Below are 26,684 nucleotides of genomic sequence, written 5' to 3' on the forward strand. Positions count from 1 at the left end.
CGGGCTCATTCTCTCTTTTTGCGTCCATCGACCTTCTCCTTCCGTTTCAGTTCCTCGACAACCTCGTCCAGCGCGTCGAAGCGTGCGTCCCAGAGCCGGCGGTACCCCTCGATCCATGCCGCTTCTTCCTCCAGCCGGCGCAGGCCGAGCGTGCAGGTCCGCACGCGACCGACCTTCCGCGTGGCGACGAGCCCCGCCTGCTCCAAGATGCCGACATGCTTCTTCATCCCCGTGAGGGTCATGTGGAACGTCTCGGCAAGATCCGAGATCGAAGCGTCGGCACGCCCGAGCCGCTCCAGAACGCCGCGCCGGGTGGCGTCCGAGAGCGCGGCGAACGAGGCATCGAAGCGGGCCCGGCTATACTGAACCATTCGGTTCAGTATGTGACATATGGATCGGCGGCAGGCAAGGAAGGCCGAGCGCGCGGCTCGCCTCGCGGCCGCCTTCGTGCGTATCGAGACGGCGCGGCCTCGTCGGATCGGCGGCTCGCCGACCCGTGACGAGCCTTCTGGACTCGTTGCCGCGGCTTCCGCATGCTTGGGCGCGAATGGAAGGGACGCGGCACCATGTACAAATTCGGTGTTTTTCTCGACTACATCGGCGGGCCCGGCATCTTCGTGAGCGCCTTCCTGCTGTACGCCACGCGCAACGAGCCCGAAACGATATGGCCCGATGTCGCCCTCGGGGTGAGCATCGCCACGTTGCTGGCGCTCTTTTTCGGCTGGGCGCTCAAGAAGGCCGCCGTGGCAGAACCGCCCAAGAAGACGTGAGCCGCGCCTCCCGCCGCGGGATCCGAACTCGGCGTCGACGGACGGGCACCACGCCCGGACAGTTCGTTTCGGCGAGAATTACTGGGTCGTCCGCATGACGCGGGCCAATGATCGGTTTGGGCGGATGCAATTCCATCCCAACGTGCTTTAGGCTCCGCCGCATCGTCACAACCGCCGCCGCCGGCCGGCGCATCCCAGGGGCATTCGCCAGATGACCGACACCACGCTCGACGCCCGCGCGGCGCGCCGCGATACCGCGTTTCTCGGGCATCCCGCCGGACTCGGCTGGCTCGCGGCGGCGGAGTTCTGGGAGCGCTTCTCCTATTACGGCATGACCACGCTGCTGGTGCTCTACATGACCCACAGCCTGCTCCAGCCCGGCCATGTCGAGCACATCTGGGGCTTCGTGCCGTTCCGTCACCTGATCGAGAGCGTCACCGGCAAGCTGTCACCCCAGGCCCTCGCCTCGCAGGTCTACGGCCTCTATGCCGGCCTCGTCTATCTCACGCCCATCGCGGGCGGGCTGCTCGCCGACCAGGTGACGGGGCGGACCCGCGCGGTGGCGCTGGGCGCCGGCCTGATGGCGCTCGGCCATTTCCTCATGGCGTTCGATGCGAGCTTCCTGCTGGCCCTGCTCTGCCTGCTGCTCGGCGTCGGCTGCTTCAAGGGCAACATCGCCTCGCAGGTCGGCGACCTCTACCGCCAGGACGATCCGCGCCGCGCCGACGCGTTCCAGATATATCTCTTCGCGGTCCAGCTCGCGGTGATCTTCGCGCCGCTCGTCTGCGGCCGGCTGGCCGTGTGGTACGACTGGCATTGGGGCTTCGGCGCCGCGGGCGTCGGGATGCTCATCGGCCTCGTCATCTATCTCGCCGGCCGCCCGACGCTGCCCGAGGAGGAGCGGACGCGGCGCACCGCCGGCGCCGCGCCCAAGCCGGTGCACACCGTGACGCGGCGCGAATGGGCCGCGCTCGCCGTGCTCGTCGCGCTGCTGCCGGTGCTGGCGGTGGGGCAGGTCGGCAACGGCGAGATCTTCAACGCCTATCTCGTCTGGGGCGAGGCGAACTACCAGCTCGGCTTCTTCGGCATGACGATGCCGATCACCGACCTGCTCGCCTACGGCTCGATCATCAGTGCCGGAACGATCGCGAGCTCGGCCTATTTCTGGCGCTGGTGGGGCCGGCATTGGCGCGAGCCGGAGGAGATCAGCAAGATGACCATCGGCGTGGCGATCGGCGCGGCGGCGCCGCTGCTGCTGGTGGCCGCCTCGGCGCTGATCGCGGCGAGCAGGCAGAAAGCGGGACTCGGCTGGGCGGTGGCGTTCGAGATCGTGAACGATTTCGGCTTCGCCAACGTCTTTCCCGTCGGCCTGGCGCTCTATTCGCGTGCCGCGCCCCGGCACCTCGTCGGCGCGGTGATCGGCCTCTATTACCTGCACCTGTTCTTCGGCAATCTCCTGGTCGGCTGGCTCGGCGGCCTTCTGGAGAAGATGCCGGCGACGTCGTTCTGGCTGCTGCATGTCGGGCTGATGCTCGCCGCGGGCGCGATCCTGCTGCTGGTGCGGCTCGTGTTCGGCCGCCTGCTCGCGCCGGCCTATGCCGCGCCGGAGACGGCCTAATCCGCCTCGCCCTCGATCAGCTTGGCCATCGCCTTGAGATAGCCCGCGAAGGCGGCGCGTCCCGCCGGGGTGATCCGCGCCCGGGTCAGCGGCTTGCGCGCCAGGAAGCTCTTCTCGATCGCGATATAGCCCGCGTCCTCGAGCTTGCGCAGATGGATCGAGAGATTGCCCTGGGTCGCCTGCAGCGCCGATTTGAGCTCGGTGAAATCGGCGACCTCGGCATTGGCGAGATAGGCCATGATCCCCAGCCGCAGCCGGCCGTGGATGACATCGTCGATGCGGCCGATGTCGAAGGCGCTCATCGCGTCAGCGCCGCGACTGGCGCAGCATGAGCCAGCCCGGCAGCGCCATGCAGAGCCACAGGCCGGCACCGGCGAACAGGATGAACCAGCCCATCTGCGTGACGGTGAGCGCCATGGCGACGGCGCAGGCGAACCAGCCGGCCGCGACCGCCAGGTACCAGCCCCGCTTGCGCATCATATGGGCGAAGAGCCAGGCCGCGCCTTGCAGCACGAACACGCTGCACGGATAGATCAGCCAGGTCGTGGCGCTGCCCTCGCGCCAGGCGACCGCGCCGATCACCGCGACGAGCGCCAGGTTGGCGATCCCGACCACGGCGAAGACCGAAGCGATGGCCCGTCCGGCCGTGCCGTGCACCGCATCCTTGCGGCTGCGCAGGATGATCCAGGTCAGCACCGGCGCGAAGAGGACCGTAGGACCCAGCCCGATGGCGATCGCATAGGGCGGCGCGCCGGAGATCCAGCCCAGCGCCTGTCCCGCGTGCAGCAGCATCTGGCCGCCATAGATCAGGCCGGCGGCGAAATAGGCCTCGCCGAAGCTGCGCACTTGCCGCGCCTCGTCGTCGCCGACCACGGCGCGCAGGAAGGCGAGATCGTCGCGGGCGGATTGGGCATCGCTGTTCATTGCACAGGCTCCAGGGCGAGACGGGCCGCGCGCCTGCGCGGCGATTCGCGCCGTCCGTTGAGAATGGCGCCGATGACGCTGTAGCGCACCAGGACATGGTAGCTCGCGAACAGCAGCGGGAAGGTCACGCCCAGGATCGCCGCGAACTTGACCCACCAGGGCCAGGAGAGCTGCGCCACCGCCACCTGCAGCGCCATGACCAGTGGGACATGGACGAGATAGAGCCAGTAGGAGGCATCGGCGATATAGCGGCGCGCGGCGCTGTAGCCCGACCAGAACCGCATGGCGAGGCCGATGAAGGCGAAGGTCCAGGTCCAGGCGGAAGCGGCGAAGGCGGCGGCGTAGAGCGCGGTCGTCGCGTCCTGCGGCGCCGGATGAAGTTGCGGCGCGATGCCGGTGATGGCGAACTGCATCACGGTGAAGCCGAGCGCCAGCGCGAGGTTCAGCGGCCAGCGGCGGCGCCACACCTCCAGCAATCCCGTCTGGCGGTGCAGCAGCCAGCCGAACGCGAAGGCGGTGAAGAACGCGACCGCCGCGCCGGCATTGGGCAGCAGCGACGAGTCCGGCGTCATGATGCCGAACCACATCAGCCAGGGCGGCGTGAGAAACAGCACCGCCGCGGTCGGCGCCGCGAGCACGACGAAGCCCAACGGGTTGTCGACCAGCGTGCGCAGGACACGGTCGGCCGCAGCGCGCAGAACGCCGCGCCGGTCGACCGGCACGACCAGGCCGCGCAGCAGCAGCGTCGCCGCATAGAGCAGCAGCAGCACATAGAGGAACCACAGATGGGTCAGCGGAAAGGCGGGGAAGCCCGGATAGGCGGGCGGCTTCGGCAGCGGTCCGCCATGGGACATGACGCGCGCGCCCCAGATCGACACCGCGATGATCGCCGCGAACAGGATCGGCCAGCCGACCAGCAGAGGAATGCCGATGCGCTTCAGCCGGTCGAGCACGAAGCGCCGCGCGCCTTTCCTGTGGAAGCTCATATGCGCGAAGAAGCCGGCGATCAGGAAGAACGCCGTCATGCGGAAGATGTGCAGGACGTGGAAGGTCGCAGCCAGCGTCAGGCTGCGCTGATTGTCCATCACCATCCACAGACTGGCGCCCGGCGGCGTCGGCAGGAACGACAGCGTCGCGTGGAAGACGATGCCGAGCAGCAGCGCGAAGCCGCGCGCGGCATCGAGGGCATGCAGGCGTTCGGGGCTGGTGTCGGTCATGGCGATCTCCTTCGCGGTGCCGTGAGAGCAACCGCTCAGTACGCCAACAAGTTTTATTTGTAAACTAGTCTAATAGCGATATAGGTAGCGGACGGGCTTCGAAAATTTCTTTTTCCTATACTTGGCGGTCGGAAACCGAGGATTTCCGCGCGAAAATATATGTCGACCGCCCCTTGAACCGAGTCGGTCCAAATCCCATTTCGTCCATATCGCCACAACTTTAGATATAAATCTAAGCGTCGATTCTCGCTATCGGCGCATCATGCCGTCACCGGCGCGTCCGAACGGATCAGGCCTTCCGCCTTCATCTCACGCCAAAGCGCGGCCGGTATCGCGCGCGCCAGCAAGGCTGCATTACCATCGACTTCGTCGGCGCTCGCGGCGCCCGGGATGACGCTCGCCACCAGCGGGTGCGCGGCAACGAATTGCAGCGCCGCGGCCCGCAACTCGACGCCATGCGCGTCGCAAACGGCCGCGAGCCGCCGCACGCGCGCGGCGACCTCGGTCGGGATCGCGGCATAGTCGAAGGTCGCCTTGCCGGCGAGCACGCCGGAATTGTACGGCCCGCCGAGCACGATGCCGGCGCCGGCCCGGGCGCATTGCGGGAACAGCGTGTCGAGCGGCGCCTGCTCCAGCAGCGTATAGCGGCCGGCGAGCAGGAAGAGATCGGGATCGGCCAGTTCGAGCATGCGGGCGCAGGGCTGCCATTCGTTGACGCCGAGGCCGATGGCGGCGACCGCGCCGCCGGCGCGCAGATCGTCGAGCGCGCGCCAGCCGCCGCCGTCCATCAATTCGCGGATCCGCGCTTCGGAGCCTTCGCGACCGCCATGGCTGGGACCGTCGACGTCGTGGACGAACAGGATATCGACGCGGTCGAGGCCGAGCCGCTTCAGGCTCGCCTCGAAGGACCGCAGCACGCCGTCATGGGAGTAGTCGTAGATGTAGCGAAGCCGCGGCGTGCCGACATAGATGCCGCCGTTGGGCTCGCCGGGCTCCAGCAGGCGGCCGACCTTGGTCGACAGCAGGTAGTCGTCACGGCGATGGCGCGCGAGATTGCGCCCGACCCGCGTCTCCGACAGGCCGAGCCCGTAGAGCGGCGCGGTGTCGTAGTAGCGCAGGCCTGCATCCCAGGCGCGCCCCACCGTGGCGTCGCACTCCGCCTCGGAGAAGACGCGGCCAAGATTGCCGAAGGTCGCCGCGCCGAAGCCGAGCGTGGTGAACGGCAGCATCTTGCCGCGGCGGGTGACGAAATTGCGGGCGGCGGCGGCGGAAAACATCGCCGGGAGCATGCCGATGCGCAAAGGAACTGCAAGCGCAGGGCAGCCATGCGGCGGCGATAAACCGTCTGGATATCGTCGCCCGACAGCCCTATCTACGGACGCCCCGCCGGAGAGCATCGCCATGTTGAAGCTGAAAGACGAAACCCTGTTGCGCAGCGAGTCCTATCTGGACGGCGGCTGGACCGGCGCCGCCTCCGGCAAGCGCTTCGCGGTGACCGACAAGGCGACCGGGGACATCCTCGCACAAGTTGCAGATTGCGACGCCGCCGACGCGCGCAAGGCGATCGAAGCGGCGAACGCGGCCTGGCCTGCCTGGCGCAACAAGACGGCAAAGGAACGCGCCGGGCTGATGCGCAAATGGTTCGAACTGATCCTGGCCAACCAGGAAGACCTGGCCCGGCTGATGACCGCCGAACAGGGCAAGCCGCTGGCCGAGACCCGCGGCGAGGTCGCCTATGGCGCATCCTTCATCGAATGGTTCGCGGAAGAGGGCAAGCGCGTCTATGGCGACACGATCCCGACCTTCGCCCCCGGCAAGCGCATCATCGTGACCAAGGAGCCGGTCGGCGTGGTCGCGGCGGTGACGCCGTGGAACTTCCCCAATGCGATGATCACGCGCAAGGCCGCGCCGGCGCTGGCCGCGGGCTGCACCTTCATCATCAAGCCGCCGGCCGAGACGCCGCTCTCGGCGCTCGCGCTGGCGGAGCTGGCGCACCGCGCCGGCATTCCGAAGGGGGTATTCAACGTGCTCACCTCCGACCAGGCGCCGGAGGTCGGCAAGGAGCTGACCACCAGCCCGCTGGTCCGCAAATTCTCCTTCACCGGCTCGACCGAGATCGGCAAGCTGCTGATGGCGCAATGCGCCTCGACCATCAAGAAGGTATCGCTGGAGCTCGGCGGCAATGCGCCGTTCATCGTGTTCGACGACGCCGATCTGGACGCCGCGGTCGACGGCGCGATGGTCTCCAAATACCGCAACATGGGGCAGACCTGCGTCTGCGCCAATCGCATCCTTGTGCAAGACAAAGTGCATGACGCGTTCGCGGCCAAGCTGAAGGCGCGCGTCGCGGCGCTGAAGGTCGGAAACGGCTTCGACGACGGCGTGATGCAGGGACCGCTGATCAACCTGGAGGCGATCGAGAAGGTCGAGCGCCTGCTCGGCCAGGCCACGGCGAAGGGCGCGACGGTGATCCAGGGCGGCCATCGCCATGCGCTGGGCGGCACCTTCTTCGAGCCGACCATCGTCACCGGCGCCCGGCCCGACATGGATATCGCGCGCGAGGAGATTTTCGGACCCGTCGCCACGCTGTTCCGCTTCCACGACGAAGCCGAGGCGATCCGGATCGCCAACGACACCGAATTCGGCCTGGCGGCCTATTTCTATGCCCGCGACGTGGGCCGGGTGATGCGCGTTGCCGAGGCGCTGGAATACGGCATCATCGGGATCAACGAGGGCATCATCTCGACCGAGGTCGCGCCGTTCGGCGGCATGAAGCAGTCCGGCACCGGCCGCGAAGGCAGCAAATACGGGATCGAAGACTATCTCGAGATCAAGTACATGCTGCTGGGCGGACTTGGCGCCTAGTCGGGCGGCCGTCATGGTGTGTCGCCTTTTCGAGGATGGTTCCGTATGAGTGCGCGCGAGGCCGAAGCGGTCCGGCTGCATCCGGACGACAATGTCGTCGTCGCGCCGGCCCGCATCGCCAAGGGCGACCGGGTCGCGCGCGAAGATGTCGTCGCGATCGACTCGATTCCGATGGGCCACAAGATCGCGACGCATGCGATCGCGGCCGGCACGCTGGTGCGCAAATACGGCCAGGTGATCGGCGTCGCGACGGCGGACATCGCGCCCGGCGCGCATGTCCATGTCCACAACATCGCGATGTCGGAGGAACGCAGCGCCGCCGCACCGCAGGGCAATGCCTGGGCGCGCACCGAGCCGGCCCGGACGTTCCAGGGCTATCGCCGCAAGGACGGCCGCGCCGGCGTGCGCAATTATGTCGGGGTGCTGACCAGCGTGAACTGCTCGGCCACGGTGGCGCGCCACATCGCGGAGGCGGCGGAGCGCAGCGGATTGCTCGACGCGTTCCCGAACGTCGACGGCATCGTGCCGATCACCCATACGAGCGGCTGCGGCATGGCGGGCAGCGGCGAAGCCTATGACATCCTGCGCCGCACCTTGTGGGGCACGGCCGCCAATCCGAATTTCGGCGCGATCATGCTGGTCGGATTGGGCTGCGAAGTGCTGCAGATCGACCGCCTGAAGGAACAGCATTTCGGCGACGGCCGCGATTTCCACGCCTACACGATCCAGGATGTCGGCGGTACGAAGCGCGCCATCGAGGAAGGTCTGGAGCGGCTGCGGGCGATCCTGCCGGAGCTCAACCGGCAGGAACGGACGGCGATCCCGGCCAGCGAACTGGTGCTGGGCCTGCAATGCGGCGGCTCCGATGCCTGGTCGGGCGTGACCTCGAACCCGGCGCTGGGCAACGCCTCGGACCGGCTGGTGGCGCTGGGCGGCACCGTGATCCTGTCGGAGACGCCGGAGATCTATGGCGCCGAGCACCTGCTGCACGCCCGCGCCGTGTCGCCGGAGGTGTCGGCGCGGCTGGACGCGCGGATGGCGTGGTGGGAGCACTACACCCGCATCCACGGCGCGGAGATGAACAACAATCCCTCGCCCGGCAACAAGGCCGGCGGGCTGACCACGATCCTCGAGAAATCGCTGGGCGCGGTGGCGAAGTCGGGGACCTCGCCGCTCACCGACGTGATCGGCTATGCCGAGCCGCTGCGCACCCGCGGCCTGGTGTTCATGGACTCGCCGGGCTTCGATCCCTGCAGCGCGACCGGCCAGGTGGCGTCCGGCGCGACGATGATCGCCTTCACCACCGGCCGCGGTTCGGCCTATGGCTGCAAGCCCTCGCCCTCGATCAAGCTCGCCTCGAACAGCGCGATCTACGAGAAGATGAAGGACGACATCGACATCGATTGCGGCACGATCGCGAGCGGCGCGGCGAGCATCGAACAGAAGGGCGGCGAGATCCTCGACAACCTGCTCGCCGTCGCCTCGGGCCGGCAGAGCAAGAGCGAAGCCCTCGGCTATGGCGGCGTCGAATTCGTGCCCTGGCAGATCGGCGCGGTGATGTGAGCGCTTGCGCTCGTTGTCGAAGCGCCACTTCAAAAATGTCGTCATGGCCGGGCTTGTCCCGGCCATGACGGCTGTTGTCGTTATGAACGCGCTTGCAACACCGCCGCGCCGACCAGCTCCTGCAAGGCACCCGATCTCGGATAAGGCGTACCCGTATATTGCCGAAAGCCTTCCGCATACTCCACGCCAAACGCCTTGCCGCGCTTGGCCATGAATCGCTCCATCGCCTGGGTGAAGTCGCTCACCCCATGCTGCTTGCTCACCCAGCGGTGCTGGCTGGCATGGCATTCGAGCATGGCGCGCTTGACCGCCCGGTGCGCCGTGACGTCCACCGCGAAATCGGCGGCGACCGTATGGCCGTCGCGGTCACGGCCCTCGATCGGGTCCATGAAGTAGAGGTGCGGGATGTGGACCAGCGCCTCGGACGGGCCGGTCTTGTAGTTCACGACGGTGGAGGCGAAGCAGGCATCGCGCACCAGCACGCTGGTCGCTTCGTGGTCGGGGTGATAGTCGGCGGGCGAGGCGGTGATCACGATCTGCGGCTGCACGCTGCGGATCAGCTCCGTCGTGCGCCGCCGCGTCGCGTCGTCGTTGAACACCGCCAAGTCGGGCACCCCGGCGCAGCGATACTCGGCGCCGATCATCTTTGCGGATTCCGCGGCTTCCGCCTGGCGGATGCGCGCGGTCTCTTCCAGCGAATATTCCGTCGAGCCGCAATCGCCCGCGGTCATGGTGGCGAGGGTGATGCGATGGCCGTTCGCCGCCAGCAAAGCCAGCGTACCGGCGCCCAGCGTCTCGATGTCGTCCGGATGGGCATGGAAGGCGAGGATATGCGTCATGCGCCGATCCTATCCAGGATGGCCCGCGCCGCAAACGCGCCGGTGGAGAAACACGCTTGCAGCAGATAGCCGCCGGTCGGCGCCTCCCAGTCCAGCATTTCGCCCACGACATGGATCCCCGGATGCGCCTTCAGCATCAGACCATCATCCACCGCATCGAACGTCACGCCGCCCGCCGTCGAGATCGCGCGCGCCAGCGGCTGCGCGGCGGTCAGCGTCAGCGGCACCGCCTTGATCCGCGCGCCTGGGCCGCCCGCGCGCAGCAGCGCGATCTCCAGCGGCGAGAGGTTCACCGCCTTGCGCAGGAAGGTCGAGAGGCTCGCTCTGCCGCGCGGCCGCGCCAGCCGGGCGGCGATCTGGTCTTCGCTTTGATCCGGCCGAAGATCGATCTCGATCCGCGCCGGCAATCCCTCGCGCAACGCCGACGACAGCGCATAGATCGCGCCGCCTTCGAGTCCGTAAGAGGTCACCATCGCCTCGCCACGCACCGAACGGCCGCCAAAGCGCAGCGCGATATTCTTGAGCGGCTGGCCGGCGAAACGCTCGCGGAAATACGGCGTCCACGCCACGTCGAATCCACCATTGGCCGGGCGCAACGGCGCCACCGGAACGTCCATATGCGAAACCCATGCCCCATCGGAGCCAAGCCGCGGCCAGCTCGCCCCGCCCATCGCCAGCACGGTGACGTCCGCGCTGCCGTCGCCGAAGCCGGCCCATTCATGCCGCATGCGAAACCGCACGCCCTGCTCTTCCAGGCGCTTCAGCCAGGCGCGCAGCAGCGGCGAAGCCTTCATCGCCTTGGGAAAGACCCGCCCGCTGGAGCCCACAAAGGTTTCCTGCCCCAGGCCATTCGCCCAGGCGATCAGGGCAGCGGGCGGAAACGCTTCCAGCATCGGGCGCAGCTTCACCGCGGCGGTGCCATAGCGCGTCAGGAATATCTCGAAGTCCTCCGAATGGGTCAAATTGAGCCCACCCCGCCCCGCCATCAGGAACTTGCGGCCCGGCGACGGCATGCGATCATGGACCGTCACGGCCATGCCGCCGGCGCTCAGCACCTCGGCGGCCATCAGGCCCGCGGGGCCGGCTCCGATGATGGCGGCGGTTTTCATGGGGTCTATATCGATGGGCGCGATCCGCGACGCAAGCCCGGCACCCGCCATCCTTCGAGGCTCGCTGCGCTCGCACCTCAGGATGACGTCTGTGCATTCTCGTCATGCTGAGGTGCTCCGCGCAGCGGAGCCTCGAAGCACGCACTAGCCTTCAACCTGCTCGTCGAATGGTCTAAAGCTCCGCCATGCTCCGCCTGTCCGAAATCAAGCTGCCGCTCGACCATGGGCCGGACGCGCTCAAAGCCGCGATCCTCGCCAAGCTTCGCGTACCGGCAAAGGACCTGAAAAGCTTCACCGTGTTCAAGCGCGGCGTCGATGCGCGCAAGAAATCGGCGATCCTCTACGCCTATACCGTCGATGTGGAGGTCGCCGACGAAACGGCCGTCCTCAAGCGCCTGGCGCGCGATCCGCACGTCGTGCCGACGCCCGACCTCGCCTACAAATTCGTCGCGCACGCGCCGGCGGCGCCGTTCAAGCGTCCCGTCGTGATCGGCGCAGGCCCTTGCGGGCTGTTCGCGGCGCTGATCCTGGCGCAATCGGGCTTCCGTCCCATCGTGCTGGAGCGCGGCAAGGCGGTGCGCGAGCGCACCAAGGACACCTGGGGCCTGTGGCGGCGCTCGGTGCTCGATCCGGAGTCCAACGTCCAGTTCGGGGAGGGCGGCGCCGGCACCTTCTCCGACGGCAAGCTCTACAGCCAGATCAAGGACCCGCGCCATCTGGGCCGCAAGGTGCTGACCGAGTTCGTCAAGGCCGGCGCGCCCGAGGAGATCCTCACCGAGGCGCATCCCCATATCGGCACCTTCCGGCTGGTGACGATGGTGGAGTCGCTGCGCGCGACCATCGAGAGCCTCGGCGGCGAATACCGCTTCCGCCACCGCGTCACCGATCTCGACATCGATGCGGACCGGCAGGTGCGCGGCGTGGTGCTGGCGGACGGTTCGAGCATCGAGACCGATCACGTCGTGCTCGCCGTCGGGCACAGCGCCCGCGACGTGTTCGCGATGCTGGTCGCGCGGAGCGTCGACCTCGAGGCCAAGCCGTTCTCCATCGGATTTCGCATCGAGCATCCGCAATCGCTGATCGACAAGGCGCGCTATGGCCGCTCGATCAAGGAACTGGGAGCCGCCGAATACCGCCTGGTGCATCACGCCGCCAATGGCCGCTCGGTCTACAGCTTCTGCATGTGCCCCGGCGGCACGGTGGTGGCGGCGACCAGCGAGGAAGGCCGCGTCGCGACCAACGGGATGAGCCAGTATTCACGCAACGAGCGCAACGCCAATTCCGGAATCGTCGTGGGCATCACGCCGGCGGACTACCCCGAGCACGTGCTGGCGGGCGTCGACCTGCAGCGCCGCTGGGAGAGCAAGGCGTTCGAGGCCGGGGGCAGCACCTACAACGCACCGGCGCAGCGCGTCGGCGATTTCCTCGCGGGGCGCGCGTCGACCGCCATGGGCACAGTGACACCGTCCTATCGCCCCGGTGTGCAGTGGACCGATCTCTCCGATTGCCTGCCGGACTATGCCGTCGCGGCGATCCGCGAGGCGTTGCCGGCGTTCGGGCGGCAGATCCCGGGCTTTGCGATGGAGGACGCGGTGCTGACCGGCGTGGAGACCCGCACCTCGTCGCCGATCCGCGTCCGACGCGACGCCGATTTCCGGAGCCTCAACACCAAGGGCCTCTATCCGGCCGGAGAAGGCGCGGGCTTCGCCGGCGGCATCCTCTCGGCAGGCGTCGACGGCATCAAAGTGGCCGAGGCCGTGGCGAAGAGCATCGCCGGCTGATCAGGCGACCACTGCGACCAATGCCGGACCGCCGTCATAGTCCTCGATGAACAACAGCACACGATAGCCCGGCACCAGGACCGGCCGGCCGGCGGCGTCGCGCAGCAGGCGTCCGTCGCCGTCGGTGCGGCGTTGCGCGGCGTCGTAGGCAAAGACCGGCACCATGCCATGCTCGCTCGCCTGGAAGCGCTCGAACAGCTCCGCCGCCTTCTCGGGCGGCAGGCGCACGCAGCCCCCCGAAGCGCGGCTGCCGAGCTCGGCGGTGTGGGTCGTCGCCGAATGCAATGCGACGCCGGTCTGGCGGCCGCGGATCACCGCATCGAGAAACATCGCATAGGGCATCGCCGCGCCGTGCCAGGTGTGGGAATAGTGGATGCGCTCGAAGCGGTCGGGATCGAGTTCGAACAGGCCGGCCGGCGTGGCAGTGAAGTACTTCTCATGCCGCTCGCGCCCAGTGGAGACGGGAAAGCTCTGCTCGAAGGCCAGGCCGTTCGCCGCGTCCTTGTGGAAGATATACATGTGCTGCGCCAGTGCGCCGGAGGCCGCCTTGCTGACATAGAGATAGACGTCGAAATAGGGATAGAGACCGGCCGGGATCTTGGCGCGCAACCGGTCTGCCGCATCGGCCTGCTGCGCCGTCGCGGGATCGGGGACGACGACGGGCTGCGGCTGCTTCTGGGGTGCGGCCGGCTGGGTACCGTCCATGGCGAAGCCGAGCGCCGCATTCGAAGCGATCCGCACCGCGTGGACCGCGATGTCGGGGCGAAAGGTCACACGGACGGCGGAAAAAAACGGCGCTGCAGCGATAACACCCATCGCGGCGATGCCAATCGCAGCCACGCCGGCCAGTTCCCTCAAACGCAACATGCGATCCCCACCGCTCTTTGGCCAAGCCTAACAGGATAAACCGGTCGAGTCCCGATGCGCGTTCTGCTGGATCCCCTCGAAGATCCCGCCGAGCGTCCTCACGACTGGATCTGCTTGTCCTTCGGCACCCGGCCCTGCGCCGCGGCGATCGCGTCATAGGTCTCGCGGATCACCCGGCCGGCGATGGGATCGTGCGGGATCGCTTTCCAATAGGCCGAGAGCTTCGGCAATGCGCTTTCCGGGCTCGGGCGGCCGAACAGCTTCGGCGCCCATTCAAAGGCCAGCAGGAGCTGCGGCGCCAGCGCGCCATCGGCCTGGGTCAGGGAATTGCCCACCGCATAGCCGTCGCCGCCGACGTAGTGCTCGATATAGTCCAGCGACTTTTTCACCTCGGCCAGCGCATGGTCGATCTTTGCGAGATCCCATCTCTTGCGCGGCAGGCCGGCAGCGGTGAACAGCGGCACCATCGCCATCACCAGATAGAAATCGCAGAGCCGCGCGATCAGGCGGACCTGGGCTCGCGCCCAGGGATCGGCCGGCCGCAGCGTCGGCGCCGGATAGGCGTCCTCGAGATATTCGCAGATGACCTCGGACTCCGGCAGCGTGCGGCCGTCGTCCAGTTCCAGCGTCGGTACGCGGCCGAGTGGATTGATCTCGAGATACCCGCCCTTGCCGCTGCCGTCATGGATGCCGGACGGCTCGACGAAGGGGATGTCGAGGCCCTTGGCGTAGAGCACCAGCCGCACCCGGGTCGGGAAGGGCGAGAGATAGGTCTGATGCAGTTTCATCGCTCACAACCCCAGCACGAGACGGGCGACGATATCACGCTGGATCTCGTTCGACCCGCCATAGATCGAAGCGGCCCGGTTGTTGAGATAGCGCGCCATCGCCAGCAGGCCCTCCGGCGGTCCGACGGGCACGGTGTTCGAGCCCGGAAGACGCGCCTCGGGCTGGTCCACGGCGGCGTAGACGCCGACCGCTTCGACCGCGAGCGCGTCGAGGCGCTGCATCGCCTCGGTGCCCTGCATCTTGAGCATCGAGGAGGCCGGACCGGGATTCTTGCCGGCGCTGAGCGCGCTCATCACGCGATGCTCGGTCATCGCGATGGCTTCCACTGCGATGGCGGCGGCGGCCAGGCGCGCGGCGAAGGATTCGTCGTCGATCAGCCGTGTGCCGTCGTCGCCGATCTCGATCGCCGCCAGGTCGCGGATGCGGCCGAGCGCGATCTTCAGGCCGGCGCCCGAACCGCCGCCGCGCTCGAACTCCAGGAGATATTTCGCGACCGTCCAGCCGTCATTCTCTTCCCCGAGCCGGCCGGATTTCGGCACGCGGACGTCGTCGAAGAAGACCTGGTTCACCTCATGCTCGCCGGCCAGGGTGATGATCGGCTTCACCGTGATGCCCGGCGCCGCCATGTCGAGCAGCAGGAAGGTGATGCCCGCCTGCGCCTTGCCGTCCGACCTGGTGCGCACGAGGCAGAACATGCGGTTCGCCCAATGGGCATGCGTCGTCCAGATCTTCGAGCCGTTGAGGACGTAGTCATCGCCGTCGCTCACCGCCTTCAGCTGCAGCGAAGCGAGGTCGGAGCCCGAGCCCGGCTCGGAATAGCCCTGGCACCAATAGTCCTCGCCGGACAGGATGCGCGGCAGATAGTGGGCTTTTTGCGTCTCGGTGCCGTAGCGCATGATGCAGGGTCCGACCATGCGAAGCCCCATCGGCGCCAGGGCCGGCGCGCCCGCACGCGCGCATTCGGCAGCGAAGATATGGCGCTGCATGTCGCTCCAGCCGGTGCCGCCGAATTGGCGGGGCCAGCTCGGCGCCGCCCAGCCCTTGGCGTGCAGGATCTTCTGCCAGGCGAGGCTGTAGCGCTTGTCCATGAAGACCGAGGTCGCGCGGCGGCCGGCCTCGCACAGCTCAGGCGTCAGCGCGGCATCGAGAAACGCGCGCACTTCGTCGCGAAAGCAGATTTCCTCAGTGGAAAGATCGAGATTCATGGATACCAGCGTGTTCCGGGCTCACGCGGCGATCAAGCCGCAATGCAAGCCTTCCTCAAGTGGAGCGCGGAAATTTTCGCTTGATTGCCTGCACTTCATTTTCGAGCGCGCCGAGGAATCGCGAACGGTCCTGCTTGGTGAAGCCGGCGTTGAAGGTCTGGCCGCCGGGCGTCGCTTCGCGCAGATGGCGGTGCAGGTCGCGCATGCCGAGCGCCACGCCGATGCTCGCCTCGGTGAAGGGCTTGCCGGTCGGTCCCAGCACGCGTGCGCCCTTGCCCAGCGCGCGCGACGCCAGCGGGATGTCCGCCGTGATCACGACATCACCCTCGCCGGCATTCTCGACGATCCAGTCGTCGGCGGCGTCGGCCCCCGCCGCGACGGTGACGTGCTGCACCAGCGGGTTGCGGCTGGGCCGCAGACCGCCATTGCTGACGATGACGACCGGCAGGGCGTGCCGCTCGGCCACCCGCTCGACCTCCGCCTTCACCGGGCAGGCGTCGCCGTCGACATAGATCTCAAGCACGATTTTGTCTCACCGCCGCGCTGCTTCTATAAGGGAGCGGCGACAGGGAGAATAGCGTGGCGCTGGCCCCGGAAGACATGGACTTCATCTCGAATTTCTCGACGCTGTGGGCGGTGTTCCTCGGCGCCGTCCTGGCGACGCTGGGCGGCTTCGTGGCGACGCAGCTCGAATGGTATCTCGAGAAGCGCCGGCGCGAGCGCAATGCGGCGCTGTTCTTCGGCGAAGTGATGTCGACGCTCAACATCCTGCTCGGCTACGCCGAGAACGCGACGAAGATCGGCGATCCCTTTGGGCCGATCACGCTGCGCCTGTTCCGCTCGGCGATCGGCGAGATCGAGATCTACAACCGCAACCGCGAGACACTCTACGACCTCAGCCATGCCGACCTGCGGGCGCGGATCCATACGCTCATCCTGCGCCTCAACATGTCGGTCGACGGCATCTTCGATACCACGAACACGATTGCGGGGATCGAGACGCAGCTCGAATCGGAAAGCCTCACCGCCACCGAACGCGACAGGCTCGAGAAACGGATCGCCGCGCTCGCCGAGAGTCGCAAGGGAGCGTGCGAATACGTGCTGGAGAATGCCGCACTGCTCAAGGGCGTGGTCAAGGAGCTCGAACCGATCGCGCGTTTCTCCTTCGACGACATGGCCAAGGCGGTGCACAATGCCTAAGCCGATTTGGGTTGCGGCGCTCTGCATGCTGTCGCTCGCCGGCTGCGAGTCGCGCGGCGACCTCACCTCGGACGCGTTCGAGCCGGGCAATGTCCCGCAATCGCGGTTCGTGCTCGACAACGCCGACTGCACCGTGAAGGCGGACAATCGGCGCGACTATCAATTGCCGGGGATCACCGAGCCTCAGACCGCGCGGCACGAAATCTATAATCGTGCCTATACGGCCTGCATGGCGGCAGACGGGTATGTCCGGCGCGACTGGTCGCCGGACATACCCGTGCCCTATTCGGTGGACCTCCGGCCCTAAGCGGCCCGGCGGCTGCCGCGCGGCTGGAAGCGGCGCTTGGGGCGCTTGTAGCTGTTCTCCGGCGGCTTCTTGTGGCCGAAGGAACGCGGCATCTCGTTGACGCTCCCGGCGGCGGCCAGTGCGTCGGGCGCCAGGCCGTGCTCGACGACCGGAAGCTGGCGCTTCACCAGCCGCTCGATGTCGCGCAGCTGGCTGCGCTCGGCCGGATCGCAGAACGAGATCGCGATGCCCTCCGAGCCGGCGCGCGCGGTGCGGCCGATGCGGTGGACATAGCTTTCAGGCTCGTTGGGCAGCTCGAAATTGATGACATGCGTGATGTTGTCGACATCGACGCCGCGGGCCGCGATGTCGGTGGCGACGAGGACGCGCACCTGCCCGGACTTGAAGCCGTCGAGCGCGCGCTGGCGGGCGTTCTGCGACTTGTTGCCGTGGATGGCATCGGTCGCGAAGCCCTGTTTCTCCAGATGCTCGCTGACCCGGTTGGCGATGTGCTTGGTCCGCGTGAAGACGATGACGCGCTTGAAGGCGTCGTCGCGCAGCAGATGGCTGAGCAGCGTGCGCTTGTCCTTCTGGGCGATATGGATCACGCGCTGTTCGATGCGATCGGCGGTGACGGTCGGCGGCGAGACTTCGACGCGCTCGGGCTGGCGCAGCATATCGCCGATCAGCTGGACGACTTCGCCCGGCATGGTGGCGGAGAACAGCATCGACTGGCGGTCCTTGGGCAGCATCCCGACGATGCGGCGGACATCCTTGATGAAGCCCATGTCGAGCATCCGGTCGGCCTCGTCGACGATGAGGACCTGAGCGCGGTCGAGACGGATGTGGTTCTGCTTGACGAGGTCGAGCAGGCGGCCCGGCGTGGCGACGAGGATGTCGACGCCGCCCCGCATGGCATTGACCTGGGCGTTCTGGCTGACGCCGCCCAGGATCACGGCCTGGCGCAGGCCCAGATGGCGGCCATAGGTCTTCAGGCTCTGGTCGATCTGGACCGCGAGCTCGCGGGTCGGTGCGAGGATCAGGGCGCGGGTGCCTTTCGGCTCGGGCCGGGTGCGATTCTCGCTCAGGCGCTGGAGCAGCGGCAAGCCGAACGCGGCGGTCTTGCCGGTGCCGGTCTGGGCAATGCCGAGCAGGTCGCGGCCGGCCAGCAGCGCGGGGATCGCGCGGGTCTGGATCGGGGTCGGATGGGTGTAGTTCTCCTCGTTCAGGGCGCGCAGGAGCGGCTCGGAAAGGCCGAGGGATTCGAAAGTCGTGTTCAAACAATGTTCCTTAACCGCATGAACGTGCGGGATGCACGCGCTGATAACGGCTTGTTGCCGCCTTCCACGCACATCTGGAGCGAACGGGAGATTTACTGAGGCTTGCGGTGAGAGCGTGCCATGCACGCCGCGTGCGACCGTCAAGCGATGGCGGCTATATCGTCGGTGCGAGTCTCAATGTCAAGTCACGGCACCGGAGGACGGAACTTGCTCGATCTTTCGGACCATCGCTTCGCGCCGATTGTGCCGGGCAGCATCACGACGCCGGTGCAGATTGTCTGGGGCTGCTACGATCCTTATGCCCTCCCCGTCCTGGCGGAGGCCAGCAAGGCGCTCTGCGCCGACGCCGGGCCGACCTTCTTCCCGAAGCGGCGCCTTGGGTCGCGCAAGATGAACGGGACGCGTCGACGTGATCCTGCTCGACGTCTTCAAATAGCCAAAAGCGCAATAATCCCCGGGACTTCCAAGTATTCATCAGATGATCAGGAAGGAACGATCCGGCCTCGCGGATCGGCGCAAGGCGGCCACGCAGACGGGCCTTCCGAACGACATTATCCATTCATGCCGCAGCATGTTGGCGGCACCCTGTTGCGGATTCACCGTAGTTTTGCGCATGATGGGCGGAACACGACCGTCCGTCGCCGGACGAGCGGACGTGGTTACTGGGCGATCCGGCAGGGCATGGCATTCGGCGGCATCATGGCGAACTACGATAACGGCTCGCGCGGCGGTCTTGCGCAGGCATCGGTCAAAGGCACAGTCAAGTGGTTCAATGGAACCAAAGGCTACGGCTTCATCACTCTAGAGAATGGCGGCGACGCCTTCTGTCACGCATCGGCGCTGCAGGCAGCAGGCCATGCGGAGGTCCCCCAGGGAGCGACGATCGTCTGCGACCTGCAGGATTCTCCGCGCGGCCTTCAGGTCGTTGCGGTGCACAGCGTCGATCTCAGCACCGCTGACTCGGGCGGTGGCGGTGGCGGACCGCGCGGTCCCCGTCGCGACTTCGGGGACAGCGGCGGTGGCCGGCGCGGCGGTGGCGGACGCTTCGGCGGCGGCGACCAGTTCGGTGGCGGCGATCGCTTCGGTGGTGGCGACCGGTTCGGTGGCGGAGACCGTTTCGGCGGCGGGGATCGCTTCGGTGGCGGCGACCGGTTCGGTGGCGGCGGCGGTGGCGGTGGACGCTTCGGCGGTGGCCGCGAGCGCGATGCCGGGCCTTCGGGTCCCATGGTCGAAGGCAAGGTCAAGTTCTTCAACGACCAGAAGGGCTTCGGCTTTGTGATGCCGGACAGCGGCAGCGGCGACGTCTACATCCATGCCAGCGCGCTCCGGCGCTCCGGCGTGCAGGTCCTGGAACCGGAACAGCGTATTCGCTATTCCACCCGCCAGGGCCAAAAGGGTGTCGAAGTCGACCGCGTCGAGGTCATCTAAGCGCCTGTTTTCTTTTGCGCTTCTACTAGTTGGCGAGCCTTGCGGCCCGCGCAACGCGGTATCGCATGGTAAATTGACAGCGCCTGCTTGAATTGCGCACCCGCGAACATATATAGCGTCGATCTATATCGGACCTATATAGATCGAGGGGCTTGGGGCCATGGATGTCCGCACGATCTGCTTGGGGATTCTGACCCGGTGCGACGCCACAGGCTATGAAATCAAGAAGTTGTTCGAGGACGACGGCTACGAGCATTTCGTCGAAGCCAGCTTCGGATCGATCTATCCCGCGCTGAACCGTCTGACCGATGAAGGCTATGTCTCCGTCCGCTCCGAAGCGCAGGAGAAGCGACCGGACCGCAAGGTCTATTCCATCACACCGGCCGGGCGCTCGGCCTTCATCGCTTCACTGCTCAAGCCGCTGCCGGAAGACCGTCACCGCTCGCCCTTCGTGTTCGCCATGCTGTTCGCCGACATGCTGCCGGCGAGCCGCGTGACGGGCATGCTGGACGGCTATATCGCGCAAATCGAGCAGAAGCTCGCGCATCTGAAAGCCCATGATTGCGCATCCCAGTCGAGCGGCGAGCGCTTCGTCGCCGGCTATGGACGCACGGTCTATGAGGCGATCCTGGAATTCCTCCGCGGCCATCGGGCGGAGATCGAAAAAGAACAACTGGCCCAAGCGGCCGAATAGCTGGAGCGGGAACGCCTATGTTCAGGCAAATCGGAGAGACGATCGGACGCCTGTACGATGCCGTCATGCCCGGCTTCTGGCTGCGCATGAAGCCGGCCTATCAGTGGGCCGCCGGCATCGCAATCGTCGTCGTCCTGTGGATCGCGAGCGGCCAGCTGACCGGGCGCGCGGCGCCGCACGACGAGAAGGTGGCCGATGCGTCGAAGGCCGTCACGATGGTTCGGGTCGCGACCCTTACCGCTTCCTCGCGCGATGCGACCATCACGGTGCGCGGCCGGACCCAGGCCAAGAACGCGGTCGACGTCCGGGCCGAGGTCGAAGGCGTGGTGCAGGCCATCCATTTCGACAAGGGCCAGCGGGTGCGCGCCGGCGACACGCTGTGCGAGATCAAGCTCAACGACCGCGGCGCCAAGGTACAGCAGGCCTCGGCGATGGTGGCGCAGACCCTGAAGGAGCTGCAGGTCGCGCAGGATCTCTACAAGGAGGGCTTCCGCTCCAAGACCCAGCTGGCACAGGCCGAAGCGGCCTATGCGCAGGCCCAGGCCGGACTTTCGACCATGCAGATCGCGCTCGGCAACACCCGCATCAAGGCGCCCTTCGCCGGCTTCGTGGACGACCGCTATGTCAATGTCGGCGATTACATGCGCCCAGGCGACAAGTGCGAGATGGTCGTTGCACCCGAGCCCTTCCTCGCGGTCGGCACCGTGTCGGAGCAGGACGTCGGCCAGATCAGCCTCGGCGACGTCGCGACCGTCAACCTCGTGTCGGGCGAAGCGGTGCGCGGCAAGGTGAGCTTCGTGGCCGACCGCGCCGACCAGATGACGCGCGCCTTCCGCATCGAAGTCGAGCTTCCCAATCCGGACGCCAAGCTGCGCGACGGGGTGAGCGCCGACATCCATATCGCGGTGAAGCGGCTGAAGGCCCAGCACATCTCGCCCGGTATCCTGGTGCTCGACGATTCGGGCCAGGTCGGCGTGCGCGTCGTGGAAGACCGGATCGTGCGCTTCATCCCGGTCTCCGTGCTGTCGGATGACCCGACCGGCGCCTGGGTGACCGGCCTGCCGGACCGCGTCACCGTCATCATCGTGGGCCAGGAATTCGTGAGCAACGGCCAGAAGGTCGACGCGGTGCCCGAGAAGAGCGGAAAATCGTCATGACCCGGATCGTCGAGTGGTCGGTCAACAACACGCGGCTGGTCATCGCGCTGATCGCGGTGGTGATCATCGCGGGCGTGGTCGCCTTCATCAAGATTCCCAAGGAAGCGCAGCCGGACATCCCGATCCCGATCCTGGTGGTCCAGGTGACCTATCCGGGCATCAGCCCCGAAGACAGCGAGCGATTGCTGGTCAAGCCGCTCGAGACCGCGCTGCGCTCGGTCGAGGGGATCAAGACGATGACCGCGCGCGCCTATAGCGGTGTCGCGGTCGTGATCCTCGAATTCGACGTGAACTTCAACAAGCAGAAGGCGCTGGCCGACGTCCGGGCGCAGGTCGACCAGGCGCGCTCCCTGCTGCCGCAGGAGGCCGACCCGCCGTCGGTGCAGGAGGTCAACACCGCGCTGCAGCCGGTGATTTCCGTGGCGCTGTCCGGCGAAGTGCCGGACCGCACCCTGCTCAAGCTGGCGCGCGACCTGAAGGACGAGATCCGCCTCATTCCCAGCGTGCTGGACGTCAACATCAACGGCGAGCGCAAGGAACAGCTCGAGATCGTCATCGATCCGGCGAAGCTCGAAAGCTACGGCATCTCGCAGGCGGAGATGTTCGCCGCGGTCTCCAACAACAACCGGCTGATCGCCGCCGGCCTGATCGACACCGGGCATGGCAGCTTCGCGGTCAAGGTGCCCGGCGTGATCGCCAACGCTTCGGACCTGCTCAACCTGCCGATCCGCGCCACGGCGAACTCGACCGTCACGCTGGGCAGCGTCGCCGAGGTGCGCCGCACCTTCTACGATCCCACGACCTATGCGCGGGTCAACAACCAGCCGACCATCTCGCTCGACATCTCCAAGCGCATCGGCTCGAACATCATCGCCAACAACCTGGCGGTGCGCGACATCGTCGACCGGGCGGAGAAGACCTGGCCGCCCGGCGTGCACGTCACCTATCTGTACGATTTCTCGACCCAGATCCGCGACATGCTGGGGTCGCTGTCGGACTCGATCATCCTCGCCATCGTGCTGGTGATGATCATCGTCGTCGCCGCGCTCGGCCTGCGCGCAGGACTGCTCGTGGGCGTCGCGATCCCGACCTCGTTCCTGATGGCCTTCATGGTGCTCAACGGCATCGGCATGTCGCTGAACGAGATGATCATGTTCGGCATGCTGCTCGCGGTCGGCATCCTGGTCGACGGCGCGATCATCGTGGTCGAATACGCCGACCGGAAGATGACCGAAGGGCACAAGCCGAAACAGGCCTTCGCGGAAGCGGCCCTGCGCATGTTCTGGCCGGTGGTCAGCGCGACCGCGACCATGATCGGCGCCTTCCTGCCGATGCTGCTGTGGCCGGGCGTCGCCGGCAAGTTCATGAGTTTCTTTCCGATCACGCTGATCATTATCCTGTCGGCCTCGATGGTCGTGGCGCTGATCTTCCTCCCGGTCCTGGGCGGCATCTTCGGCAAGCGGCCGCCGCATGACGAACAGCACGAACGCGCCGTGGAGGCGTCGGAGACCGGCGACTGGCGCGAGATCCCCGGCATCACGGGCTGGTACGCGCATCTGTCGGAGTGGCTGACGCAGCGGCCCGGCATGGTCATGCTGGGTGCCGGCGGCATCGTGTTCGGCGTGATCTTCCTGTTCGTGCTGTTCAATCGCGGCACCGTGTTCTTCGCCGACGCGGACCAGGGCTTCGCCCAGGTGTTCATCTCGGCGCGCGGCAATCTCTCGGCCGGCGAGAAGCGCGACATCGTCATGGGCGTCGCGCGCATCGCGCAGACGGTGCCGGGCCTGCGGGCGATCTACGCCTCGTCTGGCGGACAGAACAGCAGCGTCATGAACAACAATGGCGGCGTGCCGGTCGACAATATCGGCCAGCTCGGGCTCGAGATGAAGGACTATCGCGAGCGCCGTCCGGGCAAGCTGATCGAGGAGGAGATCCGCCAGAAGACCGCGAACATCCCCGGCGTGCACATCGAGGTGCGTGAGCCCGATCCCGGCCCGCCGACCGGCAAGGACGTGATGATCGACGTGAGCTCGGACGACTATCCCGCGATGGCCGGCGTCACCGCGGCGATCCGGGCGCATATGGACAAGATGAAGGAGCTGCGCGACGTCGAGGATACCCGGCCGCTGCCCGGCATCGAATGGGACCTCGACATCAAGCGCGACATCGCCAGCCGCTTCGGCGCCAATGCGCAGTCGATCGGCACGGCGGTGCAGCTCGTCACCAACGGCATCCTGGTCGGCAAGTACCGTCCCGACGACAGCCAGGACGAGGTCGACATCCGCGTCCGCTACCCGAGCGCACAGCGCGGCATCCATGCGCTGGACGATCTGCGCATCTCGACCGCCGACGGCAGCATGGTGCCGATCAGCAATTTCGTCACGCTCAAGCCGGCCCAGCAGGTGAACTCGATCGAGCGCGTCGACGGCCATCGCGTCTACCACGTGCGCGCCAACGTCAAGCCGGGACTCAACGCCAATGCCGAGATCGCGCTCATCAAGTCTTGGCTCGCGACGCAGTCCTTTCCGCACGACGTGCGCGTCGCGTTCAAGGGCGGCAGCGAGCAGCAGGAAGAGTCGGGCGCGTTCCTGGTGGTCGCGGCGTTCCTCGCGCTGTTCCTGATCGCGATCGTGCTGCTGGCGCTGTTCAACAGCTTCTATCACGCCGGACTGATCCTCGGCGCGGTGGTGCTCGCGATGATCGGCGCCCTGCTCGGCATGGTCGCGATGGGCCAGCCCTTTTCCGTCATCATGACGGGCACCGGCATGCTGGCGCTGGCCGGCATCGTGGTGAACCACAACATCGTGCTGATCGACACCTTCCACCGCTTGCGCGATTCCGGGATGGACCCTATCGAGGCGGTGATCCGCTCGAGCGCCCAGCGCCTCAGGCCCGTGTTCCTGACCACGATCACCGCGATCGGCGGCCTGCTGCCCATGATGTTCGCGGTCGAGATCAACTTCGCGACGCGGGAAGTGACGATCGGCGGGCCGAACGGGCTGATGTGGGTGTCGCTTTCGACCGCGATCGTGTTCGGCCTGGCGTTCTCCAAGATGATCACGCTGGGCCTGATCCCCGCGATGCTCGCCCTGCCCTACCGCATGCGCGAGCGCGGCGGCTTCCTGGCGGCGCTTGGCAGCGGCCTGGCGGCGCCGATCCGGGCCGTGCGCGGACGGCGCGCCGCGCCGGAGCCGCAGCCGGCGGAGTGATCAGCCGGCGACGGGCAGCGAGCGCACGACGTCCGGATCGTTCTCGACGGCCTTGAGCACTTCCAGCGCCTCGGCGGCCTGCTTCTGCTTGTTCCACATCGCGGCGTAATGGCCGCCGCGCCCGATGAGCTCGGCATGGCGGCCGCGCTCGACGATCTCGCCGTGGTCGAGCACCAGGATCTCGTCGGCATCGATCACGGTCGAGAGGCGATGCGCGATCACCAGCGAGGTTCGGCCCTGGCTGACTTCGGCCAGCGCGCCCTGGATTTCGCGCTCCGTATGCGTGTCGAGCGCCGAGGTCGCCTCGTCGAGCAGCAGGATCGGCGGGTTCTTGAGGATGGTGCGCGCGATGGCGACGCGCTGCTTCTCGCCGCCCGAGAGTTTGAGGCCGCGCTCGCCGACCATCGCATCGTAGCCGAGCGGCAGCTCGCGGATGAACTTGTCGATCTGGGCATGGCGCGCGGCGTCCTTGATCTGCGCCTCCGTCGCGCCGATCCGGCCATAGGCGATGTTGTACTTCACCGTGTCGTTGAACAGCACCGTATCTTGCGGGACGATGCCGATGATCTTGCGCAGCGACGCCTGGTTCACGTCGCGGATGTCCTGGCCGTCGATGGTCACGCTGCCGGACGTGATGTCATAGAAGCGGTAGAGGATGCGCGAGATGGTCGACTTGCCGGCGCCGGACGGACCGACCACCGCGACCGTCTTGCCGGCGGGGACGGTGAAGCTGATGCCCTTCAGCACGGTGCGTGCGGGCTCATAGCCGAAAACGACGTTGTCGAACCGGATGGCGCCGCCGGTCACGGCGAGGTCCGGCGCGCCGGGCTTGTCGGTGACCTCGACGGGCTGGTGCAGCAGGCGGAACATCGCCTCCATGTCGACCAGCGCCTGGGTGATCTCGCGATAGACCGTGCCCAAGAGGTTCAGCGGCTGGTAGAGCTGGATCAGGATCGCGTTGGCGGCGACCAGCGTGCCGACGCTGATCCGCCCGGCCTGGACGTCATAGGCGGCAAGCACCATCACGGCGCCGAGGCCCAGCGCCATGATGATCGCCTGGCCGGTGTTGAGCACGGAGAGCGAGATCTGCGCCTGGATCGAGGCGCGCGAATATTTCTCCATCGAGACGCCGAAGCGGCGGGTCTCGTGACCTTCGTTGTTGAAATACTTCACCGTCTCGTAGTTGAGCAGGCTGTCGACCGCCTTGGTGTTGGCGTCGGTGTCGCTCTGGTTCATGTCGCGGCGGAACTGGATGCGCCAGCGGGTGATCGCGAAGGTGAACCAGACATAGGCGACGACCATGACCAGCGTCGTCAGCGCGACCCACATCCCGTTCCTCCGGAACAGGATGACGCTGTAGAACACGAGCAGCAGGATGGTGGGGAAGATGCTGAACAGCGCGAAGGAGAGCATCGTGTCGATGCCCTTGGTGCCGCGCTCGATCACCCGGCTGAGGCCGCCGGTCTTGCGCTCCAGGTGGAAGCGCAGCGAGAGCGTGTGGACATGCGCGAAGGTCGAGACCGCGACCTCGCGCATTGCATGATACTGGACCTTGGCGAAGATTCCGTCGCGCAGCTGTGCCAGCGCCTGCATCAGGATGCGGCTGACGGTGTAGGCCGCGATCAACGCGACGACCGAGCCGATGGCGATTGCGGCTGGCGATCCGCCGAGCCGGTCGATGGCATAGCCGTAGAACAGCGGCGAATAGCTGGTGGCCGCCGTCGCTGCGAGCAGGAACAGGACGGAGACGACGACGCGCAGGCGCAGTTCCGGCTGGCCCTTGGGCCACAGATAGGGCAGCAGCATCCAGAGCGGGCGGAAGGACGGCGCGCCGTCACCCTCTTCGACGATGGGACGCGCCATCAGTGGCCCATGTTCCCGCC

General features: G+C 66.9%; 24 protein-coding genes and 1 pseudogene. 12 read left to right on the forward strand and 13 right to left on the reverse strand.

Going from position 1 to position 26,684, the window contains the following annotated elements; genetic code table 11:
• Positions 1-5: 5 nt before the first annotated feature.
• Positions 6-371, reverse strand: a complete 366-nt coding sequence (locus tag WDM91_11345) for a metalloregulator ArsR/SmtB family transcription factor (GenBank protein MEI9995181.1) — start codon at positions 369-371, stop codon at positions 6-8.
• A 162-nt stretch (positions 372-533) separates the two neighbouring features.
• Here WDM91_11345 and WDM91_11350 point away from each other — a divergent pair, with 162 nt between their 5' ends.
• On the forward strand, positions 534-770 hold the full coding sequence (locus WDM91_11350) for a hypothetical protein (GenBank protein ID MEI9995182.1): 237 nt from the start codon (positions 534-536) through the stop codon (positions 768-770).
• Positions 771-981: 211 nt separating this feature from the next.
• Positions 982-2,388 (forward strand): oligopeptide:H+ symporter, encoded by a 1,407-nt coding sequence (locus WDM91_11355; GenBank protein MEI9995183.1) that lies wholly within the window; start codon positions 982-984, stop codon positions 2,386-2,388.
• On the opposite strand, the gene WDM91_11360 is transcribed toward WDM91_11355, so the two are convergent.
• From WDM91_11360 to WDM91_11375, 4 genes are all read right to left on the reverse strand, one after another.
• On the reverse strand, positions 2,385-2,690 hold the full coding sequence (locus WDM91_11360) for a transcriptional regulator (protein ID MEI9995184.1): 306 nt from the start codon (positions 2,688-2,690) through the stop codon (positions 2,385-2,387). The genes WDM91_11355 and WDM91_11360 overlap by 4 nt on opposite strands.
• Before the next feature lie 4 nt (positions 2,691-2,694).
• Positions 2,695-3,312 carry a hypothetical protein gene (locus tag WDM91_11365; protein ID MEI9995185.1) on the reverse strand — a complete coding sequence of 206 codons (618 nt, stop codon included), beginning with the start codon at positions 3,310-3,312 and terminating at the stop codon, positions 2,695-2,697.
• Positions 3,309-4,529: an acyltransferase family protein gene (locus WDM91_11370; GenBank protein ID MEI9995186.1), complete on the reverse strand. Its 1,221-nt coding sequence runs from the start codon at positions 4,527-4,529 to the stop codon at positions 3,309-3,311. Before WDM91_11370 ends, WDM91_11365 begins: the two co-directional genes overlap by 4 nt.
• 260 nt (positions 4,530-4,789) lie before the next feature.
• A complete protein-coding gene (locus tag WDM91_11375; protein ID MEI9995187.1) occupies positions 4,790-5,818 on the reverse strand; it encodes an aldo/keto reductase in 1,029 nt (342 codons plus the stop codon).
• 112 nt (positions 5,819-5,930) lie between these two features.
• On the opposite strand from WDM91_11375, the gene WDM91_11380 reads away from it, so the two are divergent.
• Entirely contained in the window at positions 5,931-7,394 is a 1,464-nt protein-coding gene (locus WDM91_11380) for an NAD-dependent succinate-semialdehyde dehydrogenase (GenBank protein ID MEI9995188.1), read from the forward strand.
• A gap of 45 nt (positions 7,395-7,439) precedes the next feature.
• Positions 7,440-8,957: an altronate dehydratase family protein gene (locus tag WDM91_11385; GenBank protein ID MEI9995189.1), complete on the forward strand. Its 1,518-nt coding sequence runs from the start codon at positions 7,440-7,442 to the stop codon at positions 8,955-8,957.
• 80 nt (positions 8,958-9,037) lie between these two features.
• Here WDM91_11385 and WDM91_11390 read toward each other — a convergent pair whose 3' ends face one another.
• Together WDM91_11390 and WDM91_11395 are read right to left on the reverse strand one after the other, a co-directional pair.
• Complete coding sequence (locus WDM91_11390) at positions 9,038-9,796, reverse strand: PIG-L family deacetylase (protein MEI9995190.1); 759 nt, start codon at positions 9,794-9,796, stop codon at positions 9,038-9,040.
• Positions 9,793-10,905 carry a TIGR03862 family flavoprotein gene (locus tag WDM91_11395; protein MEI9995191.1) on the reverse strand — a complete coding sequence of 371 codons (1,113 nt, stop codon included), beginning with the start codon at positions 10,903-10,905 and terminating at the stop codon, positions 9,793-9,795. Before WDM91_11395 ends, WDM91_11390 begins: the two co-directional genes overlap by 4 nt.
• Positions 10,906-11,090: 185 nt before the next feature.
• Between WDM91_11395 and WDM91_11400 the strand changes: the two genes are divergently transcribed.
• Entirely contained in the window at positions 11,091-12,686 is a 1,596-nt protein-coding gene (locus WDM91_11400; GenBank protein ID MEI9995192.1) for an NAD(P)/FAD-dependent oxidoreductase, read from the forward strand.
• Here WDM91_11400 and WDM91_11405 read toward each other — a convergent pair whose 3' ends face one another.
• From WDM91_11405 to WDM91_11420, 4 genes are all read right to left on the reverse strand, one after another.
• A complete protein-coding gene (locus WDM91_11405; GenBank protein MEI9995193.1) occupies positions 12,687-13,526 on the reverse strand; it encodes a L,D-transpeptidase in 840 nt (279 codons plus the stop codon).
• Between the two features lie 125 nt (positions 13,527-13,651).
• Positions 13,652-14,341, reverse strand: coding sequence for a glutathione S-transferase family protein (locus tag WDM91_11410; protein ID MEI9995194.1), 690 nt, complete (start codon positions 14,339-14,341; stop codon positions 13,652-13,654).
• 3 nt (positions 14,342-14,344) lie between these two features.
• Positions 14,345-15,547: an acyl-CoA dehydrogenase family protein gene (locus WDM91_11415; GenBank protein ID MEI9995195.1), complete on the reverse strand. Its 1,203-nt coding sequence runs from the start codon at positions 15,545-15,547 to the stop codon at positions 14,345-14,347.
• Positions 15,548-15,602: 55 nt separating this feature from the next.
• Positions 15,603-16,070 carry a YaiI/YqxD family protein gene (locus tag WDM91_11420; GenBank protein ID MEI9995196.1) on the reverse strand — a complete coding sequence of 156 codons (468 nt, stop codon included), beginning with the start codon at positions 16,068-16,070 and terminating at the stop codon, positions 15,603-15,605.
• 56 nt (positions 16,071-16,126) lie between these two features.
• Between WDM91_11420 and WDM91_11425 the strand changes: the two genes are divergently transcribed.
• Both WDM91_11425 and WDM91_11430 read left to right on the forward strand, forming a co-directional pair.
• Positions 16,127-16,747: a hypothetical protein gene (locus WDM91_11425; GenBank protein MEI9995197.1), complete on the forward strand. Its 621-nt coding sequence runs from the start codon at positions 16,127-16,129 to the stop codon at positions 16,745-16,747.
• Complete coding sequence (locus WDM91_11430; protein MEI9995198.1) at positions 16,740-17,054, forward strand: hypothetical protein; 315 nt, start codon at positions 16,740-16,742, stop codon at positions 17,052-17,054. Before WDM91_11425 ends, WDM91_11430 begins: the two co-directional genes overlap by 8 nt.
• Here WDM91_11430 and WDM91_11435 read toward each other — a convergent pair.
• Positions 17,051-18,313 (reverse strand): DEAD/DEAH box helicase, encoded by a 1,263-nt coding sequence (locus WDM91_11435; GenBank protein ID MEI9995199.1) that lies wholly within the window; start codon positions 18,311-18,313, stop codon positions 17,051-17,053. The two genes, WDM91_11430 and WDM91_11435, sit on opposite strands and share 4 nt — an antisense overlap.
• A 699-nt stretch (positions 18,314-19,012) precedes the next feature.
• Between WDM91_11435 and WDM91_11440 the strand changes: the two are divergent.
• The 5 genes and pseudogenes from WDM91_11440 (at position 19,013) to WDM91_11460 (ending at position 24,801) form a co-directional block, all read left to right on the forward strand.
• Positions 19,013-19,258, forward strand: a pseudogene (locus WDM91_11440) (cold shock domain-containing protein).
• Positions 19,244-19,741 (forward strand): cold shock domain-containing protein, encoded by a 498-nt coding sequence (locus WDM91_11445; protein ID MEI9995200.1) that lies wholly within the window; start codon positions 19,244-19,246, stop codon positions 19,739-19,741. Before WDM91_11440 ends, WDM91_11445 begins: the two are co-directional and overlap by 15 nt.
• A gap of 160 nt (positions 19,742-19,901) precedes the next feature.
• The gene (locus tag WDM91_11450; GenBank protein ID MEI9995201.1) at positions 19,902-20,435 is read left to right on the forward strand and encodes a PadR family transcriptional regulator; all 534 of its coding nucleotides are present in this window, start codon (positions 19,902-19,904) and stop codon (positions 20,433-20,435) included.
• 17 nt (positions 20,436-20,452) lie between these two features.
• Complete coding sequence (locus WDM91_11455; GenBank protein ID MEI9995202.1) at positions 20,453-21,592, forward strand: efflux RND transporter periplasmic adaptor subunit; 1,140 nt, start codon at positions 20,453-20,455, stop codon at positions 21,590-21,592.
• The gene (locus tag WDM91_11460; protein ID MEI9995203.1) at positions 21,589-24,801 is read left to right on the forward strand and encodes an efflux RND transporter permease subunit; all 3,213 of its coding nucleotides are present in this window, start codon (positions 21,589-21,591) and stop codon (positions 24,799-24,801) included. The genes WDM91_11455 and WDM91_11460 overlap by 4 nt, the downstream gene beginning before the upstream one ends.
• On the opposite strand, the gene WDM91_11465 is transcribed toward WDM91_11460, so the two are convergent.
• Complete coding sequence (locus tag WDM91_11465; protein ID MEI9995204.1) at positions 24,802-26,664, reverse strand: ABC transporter ATP-binding protein/permease; 1,863 nt, start codon at positions 26,662-26,664, stop codon at positions 24,802-24,804.
• Positions 26,665-26,684: the final 20 nt, after the last annotated feature.

Origin of the sequence: Rhizomicrobium sp. (assembly GCA_037200385.1) — a bacterium.
Taxonomy (GTDB): domain Bacteria; phylum Pseudomonadota; class Alphaproteobacteria; order Micropepsales; family Micropepsaceae; genus Rhizomicrobium.